Genomic DNA, 18,755 nt, shown 5'->3' with positions numbered 1-18,755 from the left:
CCCCGGCCCCCCCGGGGGCCCGGGGGCGTCGTCGCGCCCGGGACGGGGGCGGGGGTGGTCACGACGCCGTCGCTCGCCGCGGACCCCACCCGGTCCGCACCAGGGAGGACCGCAGCCCCGCGGCGGCCGCGACCACCGCGAACACCGCCAGCGCCAGCAGCACGATCGTGCCGCCGGAGGGCGTGCCCACCACGGCGGAGGTCGCCACCCCGCCCACGCCGACGGCGGCCCCGAGGGTGCCCGCCGTCAGCAGCAGGGCGCCGAAACCCCGGCACAGCCGCTGGGCTGTGGCCACGGGCACGACGAGCAGGGCGCTGACCAGCAGCAGCCCCACGGTGCGCATCGACAGCACGACGGTCACGGCGGTGAGCACGGCCAGGGTGCAGTTCAGCCGGAACACCGGCAGGCGCACGGCCCGGGCGTGCTCCTCGTCGTTGCCGGCGGCGAAGAACCACGGGCGCAGCACGAGCACGGTCAGGACCACGACGGCGGTGAGCGCGGCGAAGGCGCGCACGTCCGCGGCGCTGGTGGTGGTGATCGCCCCGAACAGGTAGCTCTCGAGGTCCGCCCCGCCTGCCGGCGCCAGGCTCAGCAGCACCGCACCGCCGGCGATGCCGCCGTAGAACAGCAGCGCGAGCGCGACGTCGCCGCCGGTGCGGCCGCGGTGGCGGACGACCTCGATGAGCAGGGCGGCGCCCACCGCGGCGGCCAGCGCCGTCCACACCGGGGTCCGCCCGGTGAGCACCCCGACCCCGACGCCGGCGAGCGCGACGTGGCCGAGGCCGTCGCCGACGAGGGAGAGGCCGCGCTGGACGAGGAACGCGCCGACGAGCGGGGCTGCTAGACCCACCATCGCGGCGGCCAGCAGGGCGCGGCGCAGGAACGCGTAGTCCAGCAGTTCCAGCAGTTCAGGCACCGGCGGCCACCTCCCGGCGCTCTTCGCAGGCGCAACCGCCCTCGACCCGCACGACGCGGTGCAGGACGGGGGCAAGGGCGGCGGTCTCGTGGGTGACGAGGACGACGGCGGTGCCGCCGTCGAGCTGCTCGCGCAGCACGGCGGCGACGGCCCGCGCCGCGCCGGTGTCGACGCCGGCGGTGGGCTCGTCCAGCAGCAGCAGGCGCGGGGCGCCGGCGAGGGCGCGGGCCAGCAGGACCCGGCGCTGCTGGCCGCCGGAGAGCTCGGCGAGGGGGGTGCGGGCGCGGTCGCGCAGCCCGACGCGCTCCAGGGCGCCGAGCACGGCGGTGCGGTCGCGGCGGTGCTGCGCCGGCAGCAGGCGGCGCAGCGGGCCGGAGCCGCCCAGGCGCCCGCCCGCGACGACCTCGGCGACGGTGGCGGGCACGGCGGTGGCCGCGGTGTGCCGCTGCGGGACGTAGCCGAGGCCCGCGCCGGCGGGCAGCCGGTCGTGCGGGTGGCCGAGCACCTCGAGGTGCCCGGAGTGCACGCGCGCCAGGCCCAGCGCGGCGCGCACCAGGGTGGTCTTGCCGGCGCCGTTGGGCCCGAGCAGGGCGACGCACTCGCCGGGGGAGACCTCCAGGTCCACGTCGCGCACGACGGGGCCGTCGGCGTAACCGGCGCAGCAGCGGCGGTAGGCGAGGGCGGGGGAGCGGGGCGGGGGCGCTGACACGTTGTTGATGATAATCACAATCGTTTGCTAGCTTCCGGGGCGCCCCGCCCGGGGCGGCACACCCCCGACGGAACCGAGGACCCCCGTGCACCACCTGGCCACCCGCCCGCTCGCCGCCGGCTCGCTGCTCTCGCTCCTCCTGCTCACCGGTTGCGGCGCAGGCGCCTCCGAACCCGCCGCCACCGCCGGCGCCGAGTCCGCCCCCGAACCCGCCGCGGCCGCCACCGAGGTCGCCGCCAGCACCCCCCGCCTCGCCCTGACGTACGACGGCGGCGTGCAGGTGCTCGACGCCTCCACCTTCGAGGTCGTCGCCGATCTGCCCGTGGAGGGTTTCAACCGCCTCAACCCCGCCGGCGACGGCCGGCACCTGCTGCTGTCCACCACCGGCGCCTTCCAGGTGCTCGACGCCGGCACCTGGGGTGAACCGCACGGCGACCACTCGCACCACTACACCGCCGAGCCCGAGCTGACCGGCGTGGGCTTCGAGGCCGTCAAGCCCGGCCACGTCGTCGTGCACGAGGGCCGCACCGCCCTGTTCGACGACGGCACCGGGGACGTCACCGTCTTCGACTCCGCCGACGTCGCCGACCCCGACCGCGAGCAGCGCGAGCTGACCACCCCCGCCGCCCACCACGGCGTCGCGGTCGAGCTCTCCGACGGGAGCCTGATCGTCTCCGAGGGCACCGAGGAGGAGCGCACCGGCACCCGCTGGCTCGACGCCTCCGGCGCCGAGATCGCCGCGAACCCCGGCTGCCCCGGTGTGCACGGCGAGGCCGTGGCCGCCGGCGAGGCCGTCGTCATCGGCTGCGAGGACGGCGCCCTCGTCCACCGCGACGGCACCATCACCGAGGTCACCGCCCCCGACCCCTACGGCCGCATCGGCAACCAGGCCGGCTCCGAGGCCTCCCCGGTCGTCCTGGGCGACTACAAGACCGACCCCGACGCCGAGCTGGAGCGCCCCACCCGCGTCTCCCTCGTCGACACCCGCGACGCCTCCCTGCGCCTGGTGGACCTGCCCGCCTCCTACTCCTTCCGCTCCCTGGGGCGCGGCGAGGACGGCGAGGCCCTCGTGCTGGGCACGGACGGCGCCCTGCACGTCATCGATCCTGAGTCGGGGTCCCTCGTGCGCTCGATCCCCGTCGTCGCGCCGTGGGAGGAGCCGCTGGAGTGGCAGGAGCCGCGGCCCACGCTGCTGGTCCTGGACGGCACCGCGTACGTCACCGAGCCGGCGACGAAGGAGCTGCACGCCGTCGACGTCGCCACCGGCGAGGTGTTCGGGAGCACGCAGCTGGAGGTCGTGCCGAACGAGCTGAACGGCGTGACCGGCGCCGCCGCGCACGAGGGCGAGCACGACCACGAGGACGAGCACGACCACGAGGACGAGCACGACGCCGAGGGGTCCGGCACCGCGTGAGCCGCGCCCGCCGCCGGGCCGCCGCCGCGCTCGTCGTCGCCGCCCTGGCCCCCGCCGCCTGCTCCAGCGGGGTGGCGGGGGACGACGGCGACGACGGCCGGCTGGACGTCCTGGCCTCCTCGCCCCCGCTGCAGCACGTCGCCGAGGTCGTCGGCGGCGAACGCGTCGACGTGACGGGCCTCGTGCCGCCCGGTGGCGACAGCCACGACGTGGAGATGAGCGCCGCGCAGGTCGGCGCGCTCGGCGAGGCCGACCTGCTGGTGCACCAGTCCGGCCTGCAGCCGGCCACCGACGACGCCCTGGAGGTCTCGTCGCCCGGGCGCGTGGTCGACACCGCCGTGCTCGCCGACCTCGGCGCCGACCCGCACTTCTGGCTCGACCCGGTCCGCCTGGGCGAAGCCGGCGGGCTCGTCGCCGACGCCCTCGCCGAGCTGGACCCGGCCGGCGCCGCCGACTACGCCGCGGGTGCGCGGGCGCTCGAGGAGCAGACCGCCGCCCTGGACGCCGAGCACGCCCGGGCCCTCGAACCGTGCCGCGGGGCCACGCTCGTCACCTCCCACGAGGCGTTCGGCTACCTCGCCGACCGCTACGGCCTGCGTCAGGTCGGCGTCGCCGGCATCGACCCGCACGTGGAGCCCTCCCCGGCCCGCGTGCGGCGCGTCGTCGACGTCGTCCGCGACGCCGGCGTGCGCACGATCTTCTTCGAGGTCTCCACCAGCCCGGAGGTCACCGAGGCCCTGGCGCAGGAGCTCGGCGTGGGCACCGGCGTGCTCGACCCGGGCGAGCGCGCCCGGGGGGGCGGGGACTACCCCTCGCTGGTGCGCCGCAACCTCGCCGCGCTCACCGCCGGGCTGGTCTGCGACGGGCCGGACCCGGCGGCCCCCGCGACGTCGCCGGCCGCCCCGGACCCGCAGGACCCGCGGAACTCGTAGAAGACGCTGCGCGAGGCGCCCGCGGAGTCGTCCGCGACGACGCGGGCGCCCAGCGCCTCCCAGAACGCGACCGCGCCGGGGGAGTGGCGGTAGGTGTGCAGGGCCAGGCGCCCGTAGCGGCCGTCCGCCGCGGCCCGCTCGCGCACCGCCGCCACCAGGCCGCGCGCGATCCCGCGGCGGCGGGCCCCGGCGGCCACGTACACGCGCACCAGCTGACCGGTGCGGCCGTCGGCGTAGCGCTCGACGAGGTGCCGCGGGCTCGCCCCCGGGCGCAGGCGCCCGTCGCGCAGCCCCGCCGTGCCGAGCACCTCGCCGGTGGCGTCGTCGACCGCGACGAGGAGGAACGCCTCCGCGGTGCCGGGGTAGCGGTGCAGCGGGTCGTCGACGTCGGCGTGCACCACCGGGTCGTGCGCGTCGCCGAAGTCGCGCGCGATGCAGGTGCGCATCACCTCCTGCGCGCCGGCGAGCGTCGCGGGGGACAGGGGCTGGTGGGACCAGGTTCCGGCGGGCACGGCCGCCCACTGTGCCAGGCGCACGCCGCGACCGGCGTCGCGAGCGACACCGCGCGTTCACCCGGCGCGGCTACGGTCCCGCGCGTGACGCCCCCCTCGGCCGCCCCGAACCCCCCGGCGCCCCCCGCGCTCGCCCGCCGCCTCGGAACCGGCGACGCCGTCGCGATCGGCCTGGGCTCCATGGTGGGTGCGGGGGTGTTCTCCGCCGTCGGCCCGGCCGCCGCCGCGGCCGGCACCTCCCTGCTGGTGGGCCTGGCGGTGGCCGCCGTCGTGGCGTTCTGCAACGCGGTGGCCTCCGCCCAGCTCGCCGCGACGTACCCGTCCGCGGGCGGCACCTACGTGTACGGCCGGGAGCGCCTGGGCCCGTGGTGGGGGTTCCTCGCCGGCTGGGGCTTCGTCATCGGCAAGACCGCCAGCTGCGCCGCGATGGCCCTGGTGGTCGCCGCCCACCTCGTGCCCGCGGCCTGGCAGCGGCCGGTGGCCGCCGCCGTCGTCCTCGTGCTGGCGGCGGTGAACCTGCGCGGCGTCACCCGCACCGCCAGCGCCACCCGCGTCCTGCTGGGCGTGGCCCTGGCGGCGCTGGCGCTCGTGCTGGCCGCGGCCGCCGCCGGCGGGCGCGCCGACGCCGCGCGGCTGGCGTGGGAGGCACCCGGCGGCTGGTACGGGGTTCTGCAGTCCGCGGGCCTGCTGTTCTTCGCGTTCGCCGGGTACGCGCGCATCGCCACCCTCGCCGAGGAGGTGCGCGACCCGGCCCGCACGATCCCGCGGGCGGTGGTCCTCGCCCTCGGCGCCGCCGTCGTCCTGTACGCGGCGGTGGCCGTCGCCGTGCTCGCCGTCCTCGGCGCCGAGGGGACCGCCGGCACCACCGCGCCCGTCCTCGCGGCCGTGCAGGCCAGCGGGTGGCAGTGGGCCGCGCCGCTGGTGCGCGTCGGGGCCGCCGCCGCGGCGACCGGGGCGCTGCTGGCGCTGGTGGCGGGGGTGGGGCGCACCGCGCTCGCGATGGCCCGCGAGGGCGACCTGCCCCGGCCGCTGGCCGCGGTGCACCCGCGGTTCTCCGTGCCGCACCGCGCGGAGGCGGCCGTGGCGCTCGTCGTGGTGGCCCTCGTCCTCACGGTCGACCTGCGCGGCGCCATCGGCTTCTCGTCGTTCGGGGTGCTGCTGTACTACCTCGTCACGAACCTCGCCGCGATCGGCCAGCCGCGCGACCAGCGCAGGTTCCCCAGGTCCCTGCAGGTGCTGGGCGCCGCCGGCTGCGTGGCGCTGGTGGCCACGCTGCCGGCGGCGTCCGTGCTCACCGGGGCCGCGGTGCTCGCGGCCGGGGTGCTGTACCGGCTGGTCAGCCGGCGTGCTGCCCGCCGTCGCGCTCGCTGACGAAGCGGTCGCGGGCCACGTCACCCAGGTCGGGGGAGTCGGTGAAGATGCCGTCGACGCCGGCCTCGAAGTACACCTGCGCCAGGTCCAGCACGCGGCCGAACTCCGCCGGGTCCTCGCTGCTGCGGTAGTCCACCGGCAGGAACTCGTTCTCCGCGCGCAGGGTGTACGGGACCACCTCGAGGCCGGCGGCGTGCGCGTCGGCGACCAGGGTCGTCTCCTCGCCCAGCGTGCCGTCCTCCTCCAGCGCGACGACCTGGGTCAGCGACGGGCCGACGGCGTCCACGTAGCGGGCCAGGTACCTCAGCGACGACGGCGTCAGCAGGTCCGCGTACGTGCGCGCGTCGCCCTCGGCGGCCAGGTCGTACGGGGCGCCGGAGGCGGAGGTGAGGAACACCGAGTCCGCGCTCAGCCCGAACTTCGTGCGCAGCTCGATCAGGTTCGTCAGCTCGAACGACTGCACGGTCGCGGGCGAGTCCGGGTGGTTCAGGTGGTGCTTCTTCAGCGCGTGCACCACCTTGCGCTCCATGGGCAGGCCGATGGACTCGAAGTAGGTGGAGTGCTTGATCTCGGGGATGATGCCGATCTCGCGGCCCAGCTCCTCCGAGAGGCGCTCGCGCTCGTCGAGGACCTCCTCGAAGGTCGGCACCTCGTAGGCGCCGTCGAAGATCGTGCTCTCCTGGCGCAGCTCCGGCAGGCGCTCCTCGGCGCGCAGGGTCTTCAGCTCCGCGAGGGTGAAGTCCTCCGTGAACCAGCCGGTCAGCTCGACGCCGTCGATGGTCTTGGTGGCCCGCCGGTCGGCGAACTCGGGACGTTCCTCGACGTCGGTGGTCCCGGAGATCTCGTTCTCGTGGCGCACCACGAGCACGCCGTCCTTGGTGGAGACCAGGTCCGGCTCGATGACGTCGGCGCCCATCAGGGCGGCCAGCTCGTAGGCGGCCAGCGTGTGCTCGGGCCGGTAGGCGGAGGCGCCGCGGTGACCCACGATCAGCGGGGCGGCCTCCTCGCGCCCGTGCTCCGGCGGCGTGGGCGGCGAGGCGGTGGCGGCGGACAGGGGGGTCAGGACGGTGGCGGCGGCCAGGGTGGCGGCGGCGACGGTGCGCGATCTCACCCGGCGGAGTCTGGCCACGACCCGGCGCGCTCTCAACGAACCCTCAGCGAACACCCGGTGACGAGGCGCCGACGCCGGGTCCCCGCGGTGCGGCGCCGTCCGTCCCCGCCGGCGCCGGCGCCCTCAAGCAGCGGCCCCCGCCTGCCGATGCTCACCCAGCGGCCCGTCGGAGGCCGCCCCAGCGAGGGAGCTGCACCGTGAAGGGCACCAGCGTCAGGTCGATCGCCGCACGCCTGCTGATCGTCGTCCTCGTCGCCGCCGCCGGGATCGCGGGTGTCACCGTGCTCGCGAGCCTGCAGACGCTCGACCGGATCCTCGCCGAGCGCCAGGCCGCCACCCGCGCCGTCGTGCAGACCGCCCTCGGCGTCGTCGAGCACTACGGCGCCGAGGCCGACGCCGGCCGCCTCGGCGAGGCCGAGGCCCAGGAGCAGGCCCTCGCGGCGCTCGCCTCCCTGCGCTACTCCGGCGAGGAGTACTTCTGGGTCAACGACACGAGCCCCACGATGCTCATGCACCCGATCAAGCCCGAGCTGAACGGCACGGACCTGTCCGCAACGACCGACCCCGACGGCAAGGCGCTGTTCGTGGAGATGGTCGACGTCGTGCGCCGCGACGGCGCCGGGTTCGTCGACTACCAGTGGCCCAAGCCCGGTGAGGAGGACCCGCAGCCCAAGACGTCCTACGTCGCCGGGTACGCCCCCTGGGGCTGGGTCGTCGGCTCGGGCGTCTACGTGGACTCCGTCTCCGCCGCCGCGCTCGCCGACGCCCGCGAGCTCGCCCTGGGCGGCGGCGCGCTCCTCCTCGCGTGCGCGCTGGTGTCCCTGGCCGTCGGCCGCAGCATCGTGCGCCCCATCCGGCGCGCCACCGACGTCCTCGCCCGCGGCGACCTGTCCGCCCGCCTGGACACCGGCCGCGGCCGGACCGAGCTGGAGCACCTGGCCCTCGCGCTGAACGCGACCCTGGACCGCGCCGCCGGCGTGGTGTGCGACGTCACCACCGCCGCCGGCGACCTGGACGCGGCCGCCTCCCGGCTCGTCGCCTCCAGCGACCAGATCGCCGAGCACGCCGCCGGCACCAGCGCCCGCGCGGTCGAGGTCAGCGGCAACGCGCAGGACGTCACCGCCCGCATCGCCGAGGTGTCCTCCGGTGCCCGCCGCATGGGCGAGGCCACCGGCGACATCACCCGCAACGCCCAGTCCGTCGCGCAGATCGCCCAGGAGGCCGTCGGCGTCGCCTCGGAGACCAGCCGCGCCGTCGCCGAGCTGGGCCGTTCCTCCTCCGAGGTCGGCAGCGTCGTGAAGGTCATCACCGCGATCGCGGAGCAGACGAACCTGCTGGCGCTGAACGCCACCATCGAGGCCGCCCGCGCCGGGGAGATGGGCAAGGGCTTCGCGGTGGTCGCCGGGGAGGTCAAGGAGCTGGCGCAGCAGACCGCGACGGCCACCGAGGACATCACCGGGCGCATCGGCGCCATCCAGCACGCCGTCGCCCAGGCCGCGGCCCGCATCTCCGAGATCAGCGACATCGTCGCCCGCATCGACGACTACCAGAGCACCATCGCGGCCGCCGTCGACGAGCAGAACGCCACCACCGGCGGGATGGTCGACCAGGTCGCCGCCGCCGCCGAGTCCGGGCGCGTCATCACCGCCACCCTCGACGGGGTCGTCGACGCCGCCCGCCGGACCTCCCACGACCTGGAAGGCGTGCGCGACGCCGCCCGCGGCGTCGCCGAGACGTCCGCGCAGCTGCAGCGGACGGTGCAGGTCTTCTCCGTCTGACGCCCGCACCCCGCCCCCGGCCGGCCCCCGGCCGGGGGTCAGCCGGCGACGGTGACGGTCTTGGAGTCCACGGCCACGACCGACCCGTCGCGCGCGGAGACCGAGAAGGCCCGCACCACGTGCTCACCCGGTTCCAGGGAGGGCACCTGCGCCGACCACGCCCCGCGACCCGGGGCGCCCTCGGCGGCGGTCGCGAACCCCTCGGCCACGACCGCGCCCGAGGCGTCGGTGACGTCCCAGCCGACGGTCGCCTCGAACACCGACGCCTCACCGCCCAGCTCCACGGGGGACGTCACCTCGGCGCCCTGCTCCGGCTCCAGCAGCCACACCGGTCCCAGCACCTCGGACGCCTGCGCACGCGCCAGCGCCTCCCCGGCGTGGGCGCCCAGGCCCCACAGGTCCGGCACGCGCGAGCCGTCGATGAGCAGCTGCACCCCGGCCACCGCGTCGTCGGCCGCCGTGACCGTGTGCACGACCTGCTGCACCGCGGCCCGGGCCAGGTCCTCACCGGCCCCCGGCGGCGCGGTCGCGGCCTCGGCGGACAGGTCCACCGTCACCAGGTCGGCCGTGCGCTCCACGCCCAGCACCCGCGTGCCCTCCGGCCACGGGACGAAGTAGTCCGGGTCCCTCGGCTGCTGCAGCATCACGTCCAGCGCCGTGGAGACCCGGTCCCCCTCCAGCGGGACGTCCGCGAACTCCCGGTAGAGCGCGACCTCCAGGCCGCCCTCCAGGCCGGTGCGGCCGGCGTAGTAGGCGGGCACGGTGACGGTCTCGGCCGGGGGCGTGCTCTCGGTGCTGGTGCTGGTGCTGGTGCTGGTGGACGGGGTCGTGGTCGCCGCCGTGGGGGAGGCGTCCTGGGACCCGCACGCGGCGATCAGCAGGGTGCAGGAGAGGACCAGGGCCGTGCTGGCGGGCCCCGTGGTCACCGGGCGGTCTCTCGTCGGCAGCCTCACGATCACCGACGTTACCCCCGGCCCGAGCCCGTGTCCCGGTGCCGCGGTTCAGCACGCCCCGGAGGGCCCCGGCACGGCACCGCCGGCGGCTCCGAAAACCCCGACCCCGAAGCGGCGCCCGGGTGTACAACGAGTGCCACGGACCGCGGCGGGGGCGTCGGCGGCCGGCCGCGCTCGGGGGGAGCGCGGGGGCGAGGCGGACGACGGCGTCCGCGCAGGGGGAGGACGACGTGGGCACGAGCACGCGCAGCACCACGGGGGAGAAGGAGCGGGGAGGCGCCCGGAGGGGCCGGCCGGCCGCGACGACCGTGCTGGGGGCGGCGCTCGCGGTGACGGTGCTGGGAGCGCCGCCGGCGAGCGCGGCGGTGCAGGACCTGGACGTGCGGGCCAGTTGCGTGCTGGGGCTGCCTGGGCACCTGGTGACCTTCACCTCGGACGGGACGGTGACCGACGTGCGGCTGCCGAACGGGGAGCTGTCCGCCGTCGAGCCGGGCCCGGGCCCCCGGGCGGTGAACTTGCGCCTCACCGACGGCCAGGGCGGGGTGTTCCGGCTGCTCGACGCCGCCGGGGGCGTCGTGGCGGTCAGCGCGCCTGTGGGCACCCACGGCTGCGACGGCTGGCCCAGCGTCGAGCGGTACCTCGCCGAGGGGGACGACCGGCCGGGGTCGCCGCAGGCGCTGACCGGGCTCTCGCGGACCCCGTCGGCCACCACCGCGCAGGGGGTGGTGGTGCACCGCGCCGCCGACGGCGCCTTCCACCTCGACCCGCGCTCCGGCGGGCACGTCGTGCGCGGTGCGATCCACGACCGCCACCGCGCCAGCGGCGGCACGAGCGGCTGGCTGGGGCACCCGCTGACCAGCGAGTTCGGCGTCAGCACCCTCGACGGGCTCTACACGCGCTTCGAGGGCGGGACGGTCTACTGGTCGCCGTCCGCCGGTGCGCACGCGGTGCGCGGGGCGATCGCCGCCGGCTACGCCGCCCGCGACTTCGAGCGCGGCACCGGCCTGCCGCTGACCGACGAGTTCGGCCCGCTGCTGCGCGGCGGCTTCGGCCAGCACTTCACCGGCGGGTCGCTGTACTGGAGCCCGGACAGCGGGGTGTGGCGGGTGCGGGGAGCCGTCCGCGACGAGTACGCCCGCCTCGGCTGGGAGCGATCGGCGCTGGGCTACCCGGTGAGCGACGAGGACGACGCCGGACGCGGGGGGTTCGCGCAGGTCCAGCACTTCCAGGGCGGATCGATCTACTCCAGCGCCCGCAGCGGCGCGCACGCGGTGCGCGGTGCGATCCGCGACGCCTACGACCGCGCCAGGCGCGAGAGCGGTTTCCTCGTCATGCCGGTGGCCGGTGAGGTGGCCCTGCCGGACGGCGGTGCCTTCCAGCGCTTCGAGTACGGCGCGATCTACCGCGGGCCGCGCACCGGGGCGCACTACGTCCTCGAGGCCCGGGGGGTCCTGGACCGGTGGGGGGAGCTCGGCTGGGAGCGCGGCATCGGCTACCCCACCTCCGACCCGTTCATCCAGCTGAAGGACGGCTGGTCGGCGCAGCACTTCGAGCGCGGGTCGCTGTACACCCGCAGCTACGCGGACGACCCGAGGCCGGTGCTGCTCGTCAAGGGCGCCATCCGCGACCACTGGGCCTCCGCCGGCTGGGAGAACAGCCGCTTCGGCTACCCCACGGGCGAGGAGGTCCTGGTGCCCGGCGGGGTCCGGCAGGACTTCCAGCACGGTTCGCTGACCTACACGTGGGTCACCGGGCGGGTCACGGCGAGCTGAGGCAGCTCGCCCGTGAGGACGACCGGGACCACCAGCGCGCCGAGCGCCACCGCCCGCCGGCACCCCTGCCGGGGCAGGTGGCCTGCGGTGCTGCTGGTGCCCCCGGCAGGATTCGAACCTGCGACACACGGTTTAGGAAACCGATGCTCTATCCCCTGAGCTACGGGGGCGCGCCCGCGGGCGGCGCCGCGACCGCTGCGAGTCTAGCGGGCACCCCGCGCCCGCCGTCCGCCGCGGGCCCCCGCGAGCACCCGGCCGGGGCCCGCGGCGTCCGACCACGGCGAACTACGACGCGCTGTCGTTGACTTCGGCTGCGCCGCAGGCGAACGACGACCCCCGCCGTGCGGGAGGGGGCCGTCCGGGTGCCTACACTCAAGCCGCAAGACACGCCGACCGATGCCGTCTCCTGGGTGTCGGACCGAGTCGACGGGGACTCCGACACCCGGCCGACGTCGTCTCCCGAGGAGAACTCCGGATGTCCGTTCAGACCCTGCGCACCGACGCCCGCGCGAGCGTCCCCGGCCCCCGCCGGGCGCCCCGCCAGAGCGCTGCCGTCGCAGCCATCGACGCCGCCCTGCACGAGTCCGGCTGCATCCTGGTGGCGACCTCCGCCACCGATGCCGGGTGCACCATCGCCTTCTACGACGCGCGCTCCCTCGCCCGGGCCGTGGACGTCATCGCCTCCGCAGCCGCGGGCTCCGGCGACGACGAGCTCGCCGCCCGCGCCCGCCAGCACGGCACCGGCGCCTGGAAGGTCACCGCCCAGCCGCAGTCCTGGGCCGGACCCGACGGCGACCCCCACGCCGCCGGCCAGCGCTCCTCCACCACGTGGAACCTGCAGGTGCCCCGCGCCGACCTCGTTCCCGCCGCCGCGGCCCTGCTGGCCTGAGGTCCGGGCCGCCTACACCTCGACCTCGGCGAGCACCCGCGGCACCTCCGCGGGCAGCTCCCGGGCCAGGAACCCCAGCCGGCCCACCGAGCTGGCCAGCCGGTCCCCGGCGCGCCCGTGCAGGTGGCACGCCCACACCGCCGCCTGCACCGGGTCCGCCCCCCGGGCGCACAGACCCGTGACGATCCCGGCGAGCACGTCGCCGGAACCGGAGACGCCCAGCCCCGCCCCGCCCGAGACGTCCAGCCACAGGCGCCCGTCCGGGGCGGCGATCCACGACTCCCCGCCACCGGCGGCCACCACGCACCGGCTGCGGCGCGCCAGCTCCCGCGCCGCAGCCGCCGTGTCACCCCCGACCTCCTCCTCGTCCGAGCCCAGCACGATCGCCAGCTCCGCCAGGTTCGGCGTCAGCACCGCCCGGCCGTCCAGGTGGTGCAGGAACGTCGCGTCGCGCGTCACCGGCGCGAGCCCCAGCGCGTCCAGGACCACCGTCCGCCGCAGCGGCGGCACCAGGGCCTCCAGCAGCTCCACCACCGCGGCCTCGCCGACCGTCCCCACGCCCAGGCACACCGCGTGGGCGCCCTGCACCAGCTCCGCCAGCTCCGAGCCGTCCGCACCGCACGAGGGGTCGATGCCCCCCTCGGCGTTCGCCGGCAGCCCCAGCACCAGCGCCTCCGGCAGCGCGACCCCCAGCGCCGGTGCCGTGGACGTCGTCGTGGCCACCTGGAGCTTGCCCGCGCCGCAGCGCAGCGCCGCCTCCGCCGCCAGCAGCACCGCACCCGGCGTGCGGTCGCTGCCGCCCACCACGCAGGTGCGCCCCCGCGACTCCTTGCCGACCCCCGGCGGCGGCAGCGGCCAGTCGCGCAGAACCGCCGAGGTGACCGTCACCGCGCCCGCCGCGGCGCCCCGCCCGCTCACCGCGCCGCCCCCGCGACGCCGGCGGGGCCCCGGGCGCCGTCCCGCGCCGGGTCGCCGTCCGGGGAGCCCTCGTCCGCGGGGTCGTCGGCCGGGTCGTCGGTGACCCGCACGTCCGCCACCGCCCGCGTGTCACCGGCCACCTGCAACCGCACGCCACCGCCGCCCGCCCCGCGGGAGGTGTACGAGGTGACCGAGCAGTTCGCCAGCGGCTCGGAGGCGTCCAGCTCCAGCAGCGATCGCTCGTCCAGGTCCTCCAGCACCAGCCGGAAGTTCATGATCACCGCCTGGTGGGAGACCACCAGCACGTCCTGGCCGGCGTGCTCCTCGCGCAGCGAGGCCAGCACGCTGCGCACCCGCAGCGCCACGTCGCACCAGCTCTCCCCGCCCGGCGGCCGGTAGTAGAACTTCCCCAGCCGCGTGCGGCGCGCCGCCTCCTCCGGGAACCGGGCCCGCACCCCCGCGCCCGTCAGCCCGTCCCACCAGCCCAGGTCCCGCTCGCGCAGGCGCTCGTCGGTGCGCGGGGCGGGCACCTCCAGACCCGCTTCGCGCGCCCCCCGCACCACCGCCTCCGCGGTCCGCAGCGCCCGCGCGTACGGGGAGCTGAGCACCACCCGGGGCGCCGGCGGGGCCTCCGGCGCCGTCGCCAGCCAGGCCCCCACGGCCACGGCCTGCCGCCGGCCCAGCTCCGACAGGGGCACGTCCGCGTCGCGCTCACCCACGTCCACCACCTCGGCGCCGCGCGCGCGCGCCCGCGCGTCGGCGAGGTTGCCGGTGCTCTGCCCGTGGCGCACCAGCGTCAGGGACGCCGGCCAGCGCACGCCGGGGGTCGTGTCGGGAGGTGCGGCGGAGGCGGCGGGGGAGTCGACCACCCCCCACGTCTATCCCAGCGGACGCTCCCGTGCGCGGCGAGCTGCTGCCGACCCGCCGCGGGAGGTGACAAGGTGTGACGACGCAGTCCCGGTGGGCCGACCGCCCGCCGGCCGAGGAGGAGGTGCAGGCTGAAGCGGCTCGCGCGGCGCTGGCACCACCTCATGCTGCGCACCAGCCTGCAGCGACGGGTGTCCGTCATGGCCGGCGTCTTCCTGCTCGTCTCCCTCGCGCTGACCCTCGTGCTCGCCCAGAGCCTGCTGCACACCACCGGGGAGGACGAGCGCGCGGCGCAGGAGCAGTGGGGACAGGTCGCCGACAGCCTCAGCGCCTTCAGGGGGAACTTCGTCGAGCTGCACGCGGTGCACCAGCAGTACGTCCTCTCCACGGACCCCACCCAGACCCCCTCCCTCGGGCGGGAGCGTGCCGACCTCGTGGACGACCTCGCCGAGCAGAGGGAGGTCCTCCGGGAGCAGGCGGTGCTGCTGCGCGACTCCGCGGTCACCGACAACCTGCAGGAGGTCTTCGCCGACGTCGACGCCTGGCACACCGTCGCCGACGAGCAGGCGCGCGTGAAGGCGACCGGCGACGAGGAGGGCCTGCGCTCGGCCCTCGCCAACGCCCCGGCCAGCCGGGAGTTCCGCAACGCCTACCGCGACGTCGAGGACGTCGCGCAGCTCATCGGCGACCAGCGCCTCGCCGACGCCTCCGAGGCCGAGGAGGACCTCGGCCGCTTCCAGCTCGTGCAGGTCGGCGTCGCCGCCGTCGCCCTGCTCATGGTCCCCACCATGCTGCACCTCGTGCGCCGCTGGGTGCTCCGGCCCCTGGACGCGCTGTCCCAGCAGATGCTCGGCGTCGGCCGCGGCGACCTGCAGACCCCCCTCGGGCTGGCCGGCCCGCCCGAGCTGGCCGCCGTCGCGCACTCCGCGGAGACGATGCGCCGGCGCATCCTCGACGAGCTCGCCGACGCCGTCTCCGCCCGCGAGGCCCTCGCCCAGAAGCAGCCCCTCGTCGCCGAGGTGCGCGACCAGCTCGCCGCCCACGAGCTGCCCACCCTCGCCGGGTGGACCGCCGCCGCCGCGCTGCGCCCCGCCGAGGGCCTGCTGGCCGGCGACTGGTACGACGTGCTGCACCTGGAGGACGGCCGCTACGCCGTCGTGGTCGCCGACGTCTCCGGCCACGGGGCGCGCGCCGGCATCGTCGCCATCCAGCTCAAGCGCCTGCTGGAGGCCGCCCTGCACCTGGCACCCGAACCCGACCTGGCGCTGGCCATGGCCGCGCGGGTCTTCACCGACGAGGCCGAGCGCTTCGCCAGCTGCGTCGTCGCCGTCGTCGACGCCGACTCCGGGGTCGTGCGGTACGCCAACGCCGGGCACCCCGCCCCCCTGGTGGTGCGCTCCGACGGCGGAACCGTCCGGCTGGTCGCCCAGCTGGAGGCCACCGGTCCGCTGCTGTCGTGGCTGCACCTGGACACGCCCGGCGCGTGGAGCACCGGCACGGTCTCCCTGGCACCCGGCTCGATGCTCGTCGTCTACACCGACGGCCTCACCGAGGCGCGCCCCAGCGGCACCACCGACGAGCTGGGCGTGGAAGGGGTCCTGGAGGCGCTGGCGGGACTGCCCGAGCTGACCCCGCAGGCCCTCGTCGACGAGGCGCTCGAGGCCGCCCGCCGCCACAGCGGCGGCCGCGCCCGCGACGACGTCACCCTCGTCGTCCTCGCCCGCGGAGACGGCGCCCTGCCCGCCGCCCCGCGCGGGGCGCACGCGGCCGGGCCCGGTCACCGGACGGGGTGAACCACCGGGCGCCGCGCGTGGCGACCGTGCGGACCGGGCCGTCCACGCGCCTACTGTGGAAGGCGTGAACGACGCAGCACCCACCACCGCGGACACGACCCGACGGCAGTGGTGGGCGCAGGCGCAGGCGCTCGGTGGCACGTCCGCGTTGCTGGACCACCCCGACACCCCCGAGGCGGGGCTGGACCTGACGACCGCGCACCCCTCCGGCCTGGCGCAGCTGCTGGCCGGCGGGCCGGCGCCGCTGTCCAGCCTCGTGCGCGAGTCCGGCGCCTTCGCCGACGCCCGCCGCCGCGTGCGGGCCGTGCACCGCCGGGCCGAGGCCCTGCTGGCCCAGCGCGGCACCCGCGTCCTGGCGGTCGCGGTCGGCACCGTCACCTGGACCCCGTCGACCGGCGCCACGTCCCGCCGCACGCCCCTGCTGCTGCGCCGCTGCTCGCTGACCCCCCTGGACGAGACCCGCGACGACTTCGTGGTGCGGCTGGACGCCGGCGTGCTCGTCAACCCGGTGCTGGTGCGCACCGCCCGCGCCGAGCTGGGCGTCGAGCTGGACGCCACCCGCGTGGCGCGCGCCGTGGGCCGCCACCGCGGCTTCGACCCCGACCCCGCGCTGGAGGAGGTGCGCCGCCAGCTCGCCGGCGCACCCGGTCTGCGGGTGGAGCGCCGCCTGCTGCTCGGCACCTTCGCCGACCCCGGCTCGGACCTCGTCGCCCACCTGCGCGACCACGGCGCCGCCGTGCGCGGGCACCGCGTCGTGCGGGCCCTGGCCGAGCAGGTGCCCCCCGCCCCCGCCGGCCCGTCCCGGCCCGACGCGGCCGACGCCGCCGGCCGCACGGGCCTGGCGCTGGACCCGGCGCAGCGCCGCGCCGTCGAGCACGTCCTGACCGGAGCCGACCTGCGGCTGGAGGCCCCCACCGGCACCGGCGCCACGCAGGTCGCGGCGGCGCTCGTGGCCGCCGGCGCGGCCGCCGGGCGCACCACCCTGCTCGTGGCCGACTCCACCGCCGAGCGCCGTGCCGTCGACGAGCGCCTGCGCGAGCAGGGCCTGGGTCGGCTCGTGCTGCACCTGAGCGCCGACCTCGACGCGGCCGCCGTGCTCGCCGACGTGCGCGAGCAGGCCCGCGCCGCCCGCGCCGAGGCCGCCGCCCGCGGCGGGGGCGACGGCCCCGGCCCGCGTCCCGACCCGGCCGCCGGCGCGGTCGCGCTGGAGGAGCACGCCCGCGCCCTGCACCGTCCGCGCGAGCCGTGGGGCGTCAGCGCCCACGACGCCCTGGAGGCGCTGGCGGAGCTGGACCAGCTGCCCGTGCCGGCCACGACGACCCGCCGCTTGCGCGGTGACGCCCTGGGGTCCTGCCGGCGCGAGGACCTGCCCGTGTGGGCCGGGCGGGTGCGCCGGGCCGTGGAGCTGGGCGCCTTCGACACCGCCGGCACCAGCGGCGCGTGGGCCGGTGCGCAGCTGCGCAGCCGGGAGGCGGCCGACGCCGCCCTCACCCGCGTGCGCGCCGTCGTGGAGCACACCCTGCCGGCGGCCCGGGCGGTCATGGCCACCGTGTGCGACGCGGCCGGGCTGCGCGGGGCCGCCTCCGTCGCCGAGGCGGCCGAGCGCGTCGAGCTGCTGGAGGGGGTGCGCGCCACCGTCATCCGCTTCGGCCCGGACGTCTTCTCCGCCTCGCTGGGCGACCCGGCGGCCGCCACCGCCACCGCCGCGTGGCGCCGCGAGAACGGCGTGCGCATGGGCGCTCTGGCGCGCTGGCGGCTGCGGCGCCACGCCCGCACCCTCCTGCTGCCCAGCGCGGTGCCGGAGAGCACCGCCGAGCTGCACGAGTGGCTGCAGCTGGCGCGGGCGCAGCGGCTCGCCTGGCAGCGCGTCTCCATCCGCGACGGCGCCCCGCACGTGCCCGACGGCCTGGACGAGCTGTGCATCGCGGTCGCGGCGCTGCGCGCGGACCTGCTGGACCTGCAGCGGGTCCTGCCCTCGCGGCTGCTCACCGACCTGGCCGACGAGGGCTCGCTGCTGAGCGTGCAACTGCCCGAGCTGAGCGCGCTGCTGCGCTCGCTCGCCGCCGACGCCTCCGCCCTGGACGACCTGCCCGAGCGCACCGTGCTGCTCGACCAGCTCGCCGCCGCCGGCTGGCAGCCCCTGCTGGACGACCTCGGCGCCCGCTGGGCCGGTGCGGGCAGCCTGGACCTGACCGCCGAGGTGGAGCGCGCCTGGTGGGCGGGCGTCCTGGACGCCGTGGCCCTGGCCGACCCCCTCGTCGGTGCACCCGACGCAGCCGCGCTGCGCAGCGCCCGCGCCGGGCTGCAGCTGGCCGAGGCCGCCGCCCGCGCCCACGACGCGCGGCGGGTGCGCCGGGCCGTCGACGCCCGGGTGGCCGCCGCACCGCCCCCCGCGGCACCGCCCGCGCGGGCGCTGCGCGCAGCGGGCCGGGAGCCCGAGCCCGTGGCGCCGGAACTGGCGTCGGTGGGTGCTCTGCTGCCCTGCACGGCGCTGTCGACGGCTGCTGCCGCCGCTCTCGCCGCCGATCTGCCCCCCGCGGACCTCGTCGTGGTCCTGGGAGCGCGCTCGAGCGCGACCTCGTGGGTGCTGCCGGCGCTGGCCCGCGCCCACCAGGTCGTCGTGGTGGGCGACCCCGCCCTGCCGGGACCGGCCGACCTGGGCACCGCCGGTGCGCCGCGACCCGCCGCCACCCCGGCCGCGACGCCGCGCGGACTGCTCGACGACGCCGCCGGGGTGCTGCCGAGCCTGCGCCTGGACCGTCAGCACGCCTGCCTGGACGACCGCCTGCTGGCCGCCGTCCCGCCCGGCGCCGGGCGGGA

General features: G+C 77.5%; 14 protein-coding genes, 1 tRNA gene and 1 pseudogene. 8 read left to right on the top strand and 8 right to left on the bottom strand.

Features of this window, described 5'->3' with window-relative positions; translation table 11 throughout:
* Window positions 1–58: 58 nt before the first annotated feature.
* Together ACRYR8_RS18110 and ACRYR8_RS18105 are read right to left on the bottom strand one after the other, a co-directional pair.
* The gene (locus tag ACRYR8_RS18110) at window positions 59–916 is read right to left on the bottom strand and encodes a metal ABC transporter permease (RefSeq protein WP_432485475.1); all 858 of its coding nucleotides are present in this window, start codon (window positions 914–916) and stop codon (window positions 59–61) included.
* Window positions 909–1,625 (bottom strand): metal ABC transporter ATP-binding protein, encoded by a 717-nt coding sequence (locus tag ACRYR8_RS18105; RefSeq protein ID WP_432485476.1) that lies wholly within the window; start codon window positions 1,623–1,625, stop codon window positions 909–911. Before ACRYR8_RS18105 ends, ACRYR8_RS18110 begins: the two co-directional genes overlap by 8 nt.
* Before the next feature lie 85 nt (window positions 1,626–1,710).
* On the opposite strand from ACRYR8_RS18105, the gene aztD reads away from it, so the two are divergent.
* Window positions 1,711–3,039, top strand: coding sequence for a zinc metallochaperone AztD (gene aztD / locus ACRYR8_RS18100; protein ID WP_432485477.1), 1,329 nt, complete (start codon window positions 1,711–1,713; stop codon window positions 3,037–3,039).
* The gene (locus ACRYR8_RS18095) at window positions 3,036–3,971 is read left to right on the top strand and encodes a metal ABC transporter substrate-binding protein (protein WP_432485478.1); all 936 of its coding nucleotides are present in this window, start codon (window positions 3,036–3,038) and stop codon (window positions 3,969–3,971) included. The genes aztD and ACRYR8_RS18095 overlap by 4 nt, the downstream gene beginning before the upstream one ends.
* 59 nt (window positions 3,972–4,030) lie before the next feature.
* On the opposite strand, the pseudogene ACRYR8_RS18090 reads toward ACRYR8_RS18095, so the two are convergent.
* Window positions 4,031–4,417: pseudogene (locus ACRYR8_RS18090) on the bottom strand (GNAT family N-acetyltransferase); the annotation flags it as partial.
* A gap of 150 nt (window positions 4,418–4,567) precedes the next feature.
* On the opposite strand from ACRYR8_RS18090, the gene ACRYR8_RS18085 reads away from it, so the two are divergent.
* Entirely contained in the window at window positions 4,568–5,854 is a 1,287-nt protein-coding gene (locus tag ACRYR8_RS18085) for an APC family permease (RefSeq protein WP_432485479.1), read from the top strand.
* Here ACRYR8_RS18085 and ACRYR8_RS18080 read toward each other — a convergent pair.
* Window positions 5,820–6,965: a glycerophosphodiester phosphodiesterase gene (locus ACRYR8_RS18080; RefSeq protein ID WP_432485480.1), complete on the bottom strand. Its 1,146-nt coding sequence runs from the start codon at window positions 6,963–6,965 to the stop codon at window positions 5,820–5,822. The two genes, ACRYR8_RS18085 and ACRYR8_RS18080, sit on opposite strands and share 35 nt — an antisense overlap.
* Window positions 6,966–7,162: 197 nt before the next feature.
* Here ACRYR8_RS18080 and ACRYR8_RS18075 point away from each other — a divergent pair, with 197 nt between their 5' ends.
* A complete protein-coding gene (locus ACRYR8_RS18075) occupies window positions 7,163–8,743 on the top strand; it encodes a methyl-accepting chemotaxis protein (protein ID WP_432485481.1) in 1,581 nt (526 codons plus the stop codon).
* A gap of 38 nt (window positions 8,744–8,781) precedes the next feature.
* Here the strand turns inward: ACRYR8_RS18075 and ACRYR8_RS18070 are convergent, their stop codons facing one another.
* On the bottom strand, window positions 8,782–9,669 hold the full coding sequence (locus ACRYR8_RS18070; RefSeq protein WP_432485482.1) for a Gmad2 immunoglobulin-like domain-containing protein: 888 nt from the start codon (window positions 9,667–9,669) through the stop codon (window positions 8,782–8,784).
* Between the two features lie 257 nt (window positions 9,670–9,926).
* Between ACRYR8_RS18070 and ACRYR8_RS18065 the strand changes: the two genes are divergently transcribed.
* The gene (locus ACRYR8_RS18065) at window positions 9,927–11,468 is read left to right on the top strand and encodes a hypothetical protein (protein ID WP_432485483.1); all 1,542 of its coding nucleotides are present in this window, start codon (window positions 9,927–9,929) and stop codon (window positions 11,466–11,468) included.
* A gap of 94 nt (window positions 11,469–11,562) precedes the next feature.
* Here ACRYR8_RS18065 and ACRYR8_RS18060 read toward each other — a convergent pair.
* Window positions 11,563–11,638, bottom strand: a tRNA-Arg gene (locus tag ACRYR8_RS18060).
* A 305-nt stretch (window positions 11,639–11,943) separates the two neighbouring features.
* On the opposite strand from ACRYR8_RS18060, the gene ACRYR8_RS18055 reads away from it, so the two are divergent.
* Window positions 11,944–12,357 carry a hypothetical protein gene (locus tag ACRYR8_RS18055; RefSeq protein WP_432485484.1) on the top strand — a complete coding sequence of 138 codons (414 nt, stop codon included), beginning with the start codon at window positions 11,944–11,946 and terminating at the stop codon, window positions 12,355–12,357.
* 12 nt (window positions 12,358–12,369) lie between these two features.
* On the opposite strand, the gene ACRYR8_RS18050 is transcribed toward ACRYR8_RS18055, so the two are convergent.
* Window positions 12,370–13,275: an NAD(P)H-hydrate dehydratase gene (locus ACRYR8_RS18050; protein WP_432485485.1), complete on the bottom strand. Its 906-nt coding sequence runs from the start codon at window positions 13,273–13,275 to the stop codon at window positions 12,370–12,372.
* Entirely contained in the window at window positions 13,272–14,144 is an 873-nt protein-coding gene (locus ACRYR8_RS18045; RefSeq protein WP_432485486.1) for a histidine phosphatase family protein, read from the bottom strand. Before ACRYR8_RS18045 ends, ACRYR8_RS18050 begins: the two co-directional genes overlap by 4 nt.
* A 162-nt stretch (window positions 14,145–14,306) precedes the next feature.
* On the opposite strand from ACRYR8_RS18045, the gene ACRYR8_RS18040 reads away from it, so the two are divergent.
* Both ACRYR8_RS18040 and ACRYR8_RS18035 read left to right on the top strand, forming a co-directional pair.
* A complete protein-coding gene (locus ACRYR8_RS18040; RefSeq protein ID WP_432485487.1) occupies window positions 14,307–15,935 on the top strand; it encodes a PP2C family protein-serine/threonine phosphatase in 1,629 nt (542 codons plus the stop codon).
* 64 nt (window positions 15,936–15,999) lie between these two features.
* The coding region (locus tag ACRYR8_RS18035; protein WP_432485904.1) for a DUF4011 domain-containing protein at window positions 16,000–18,755 on the top strand (2,756 nt) is incomplete at its 3' end.

Origin of the sequence: Kineococcus esterisolvens (assembly GCF_050871405.1) — a bacterium.
In the GTDB taxonomy this organism is placed as follows: Bacteria; Actinomycetota; Actinomycetes; order Actinomycetales; family Kineococcaceae; genus Kineococcus.
The sequence above is the reverse complement of the archived record's forward strand: the minus strand, read 5'-3'. Positions and strand labels throughout refer to the sequence as shown.

Coding starts and splice junctions, on each gene's coding strand:
- ACRYR8_RS18055 (WP_432485484.1), top strand. CDS start 11,944: ATGTCCGTTCAGACCCTGCGCACCGACGCCCGCGCGAGCGTCCCCGGC.
- ACRYR8_RS18040 (WP_432485487.1), top strand. CDS start 14,307: ATGCTGCGCACCAGCCTGCAGCGACGGGTGTCCGTCATGGCCGGCGTC.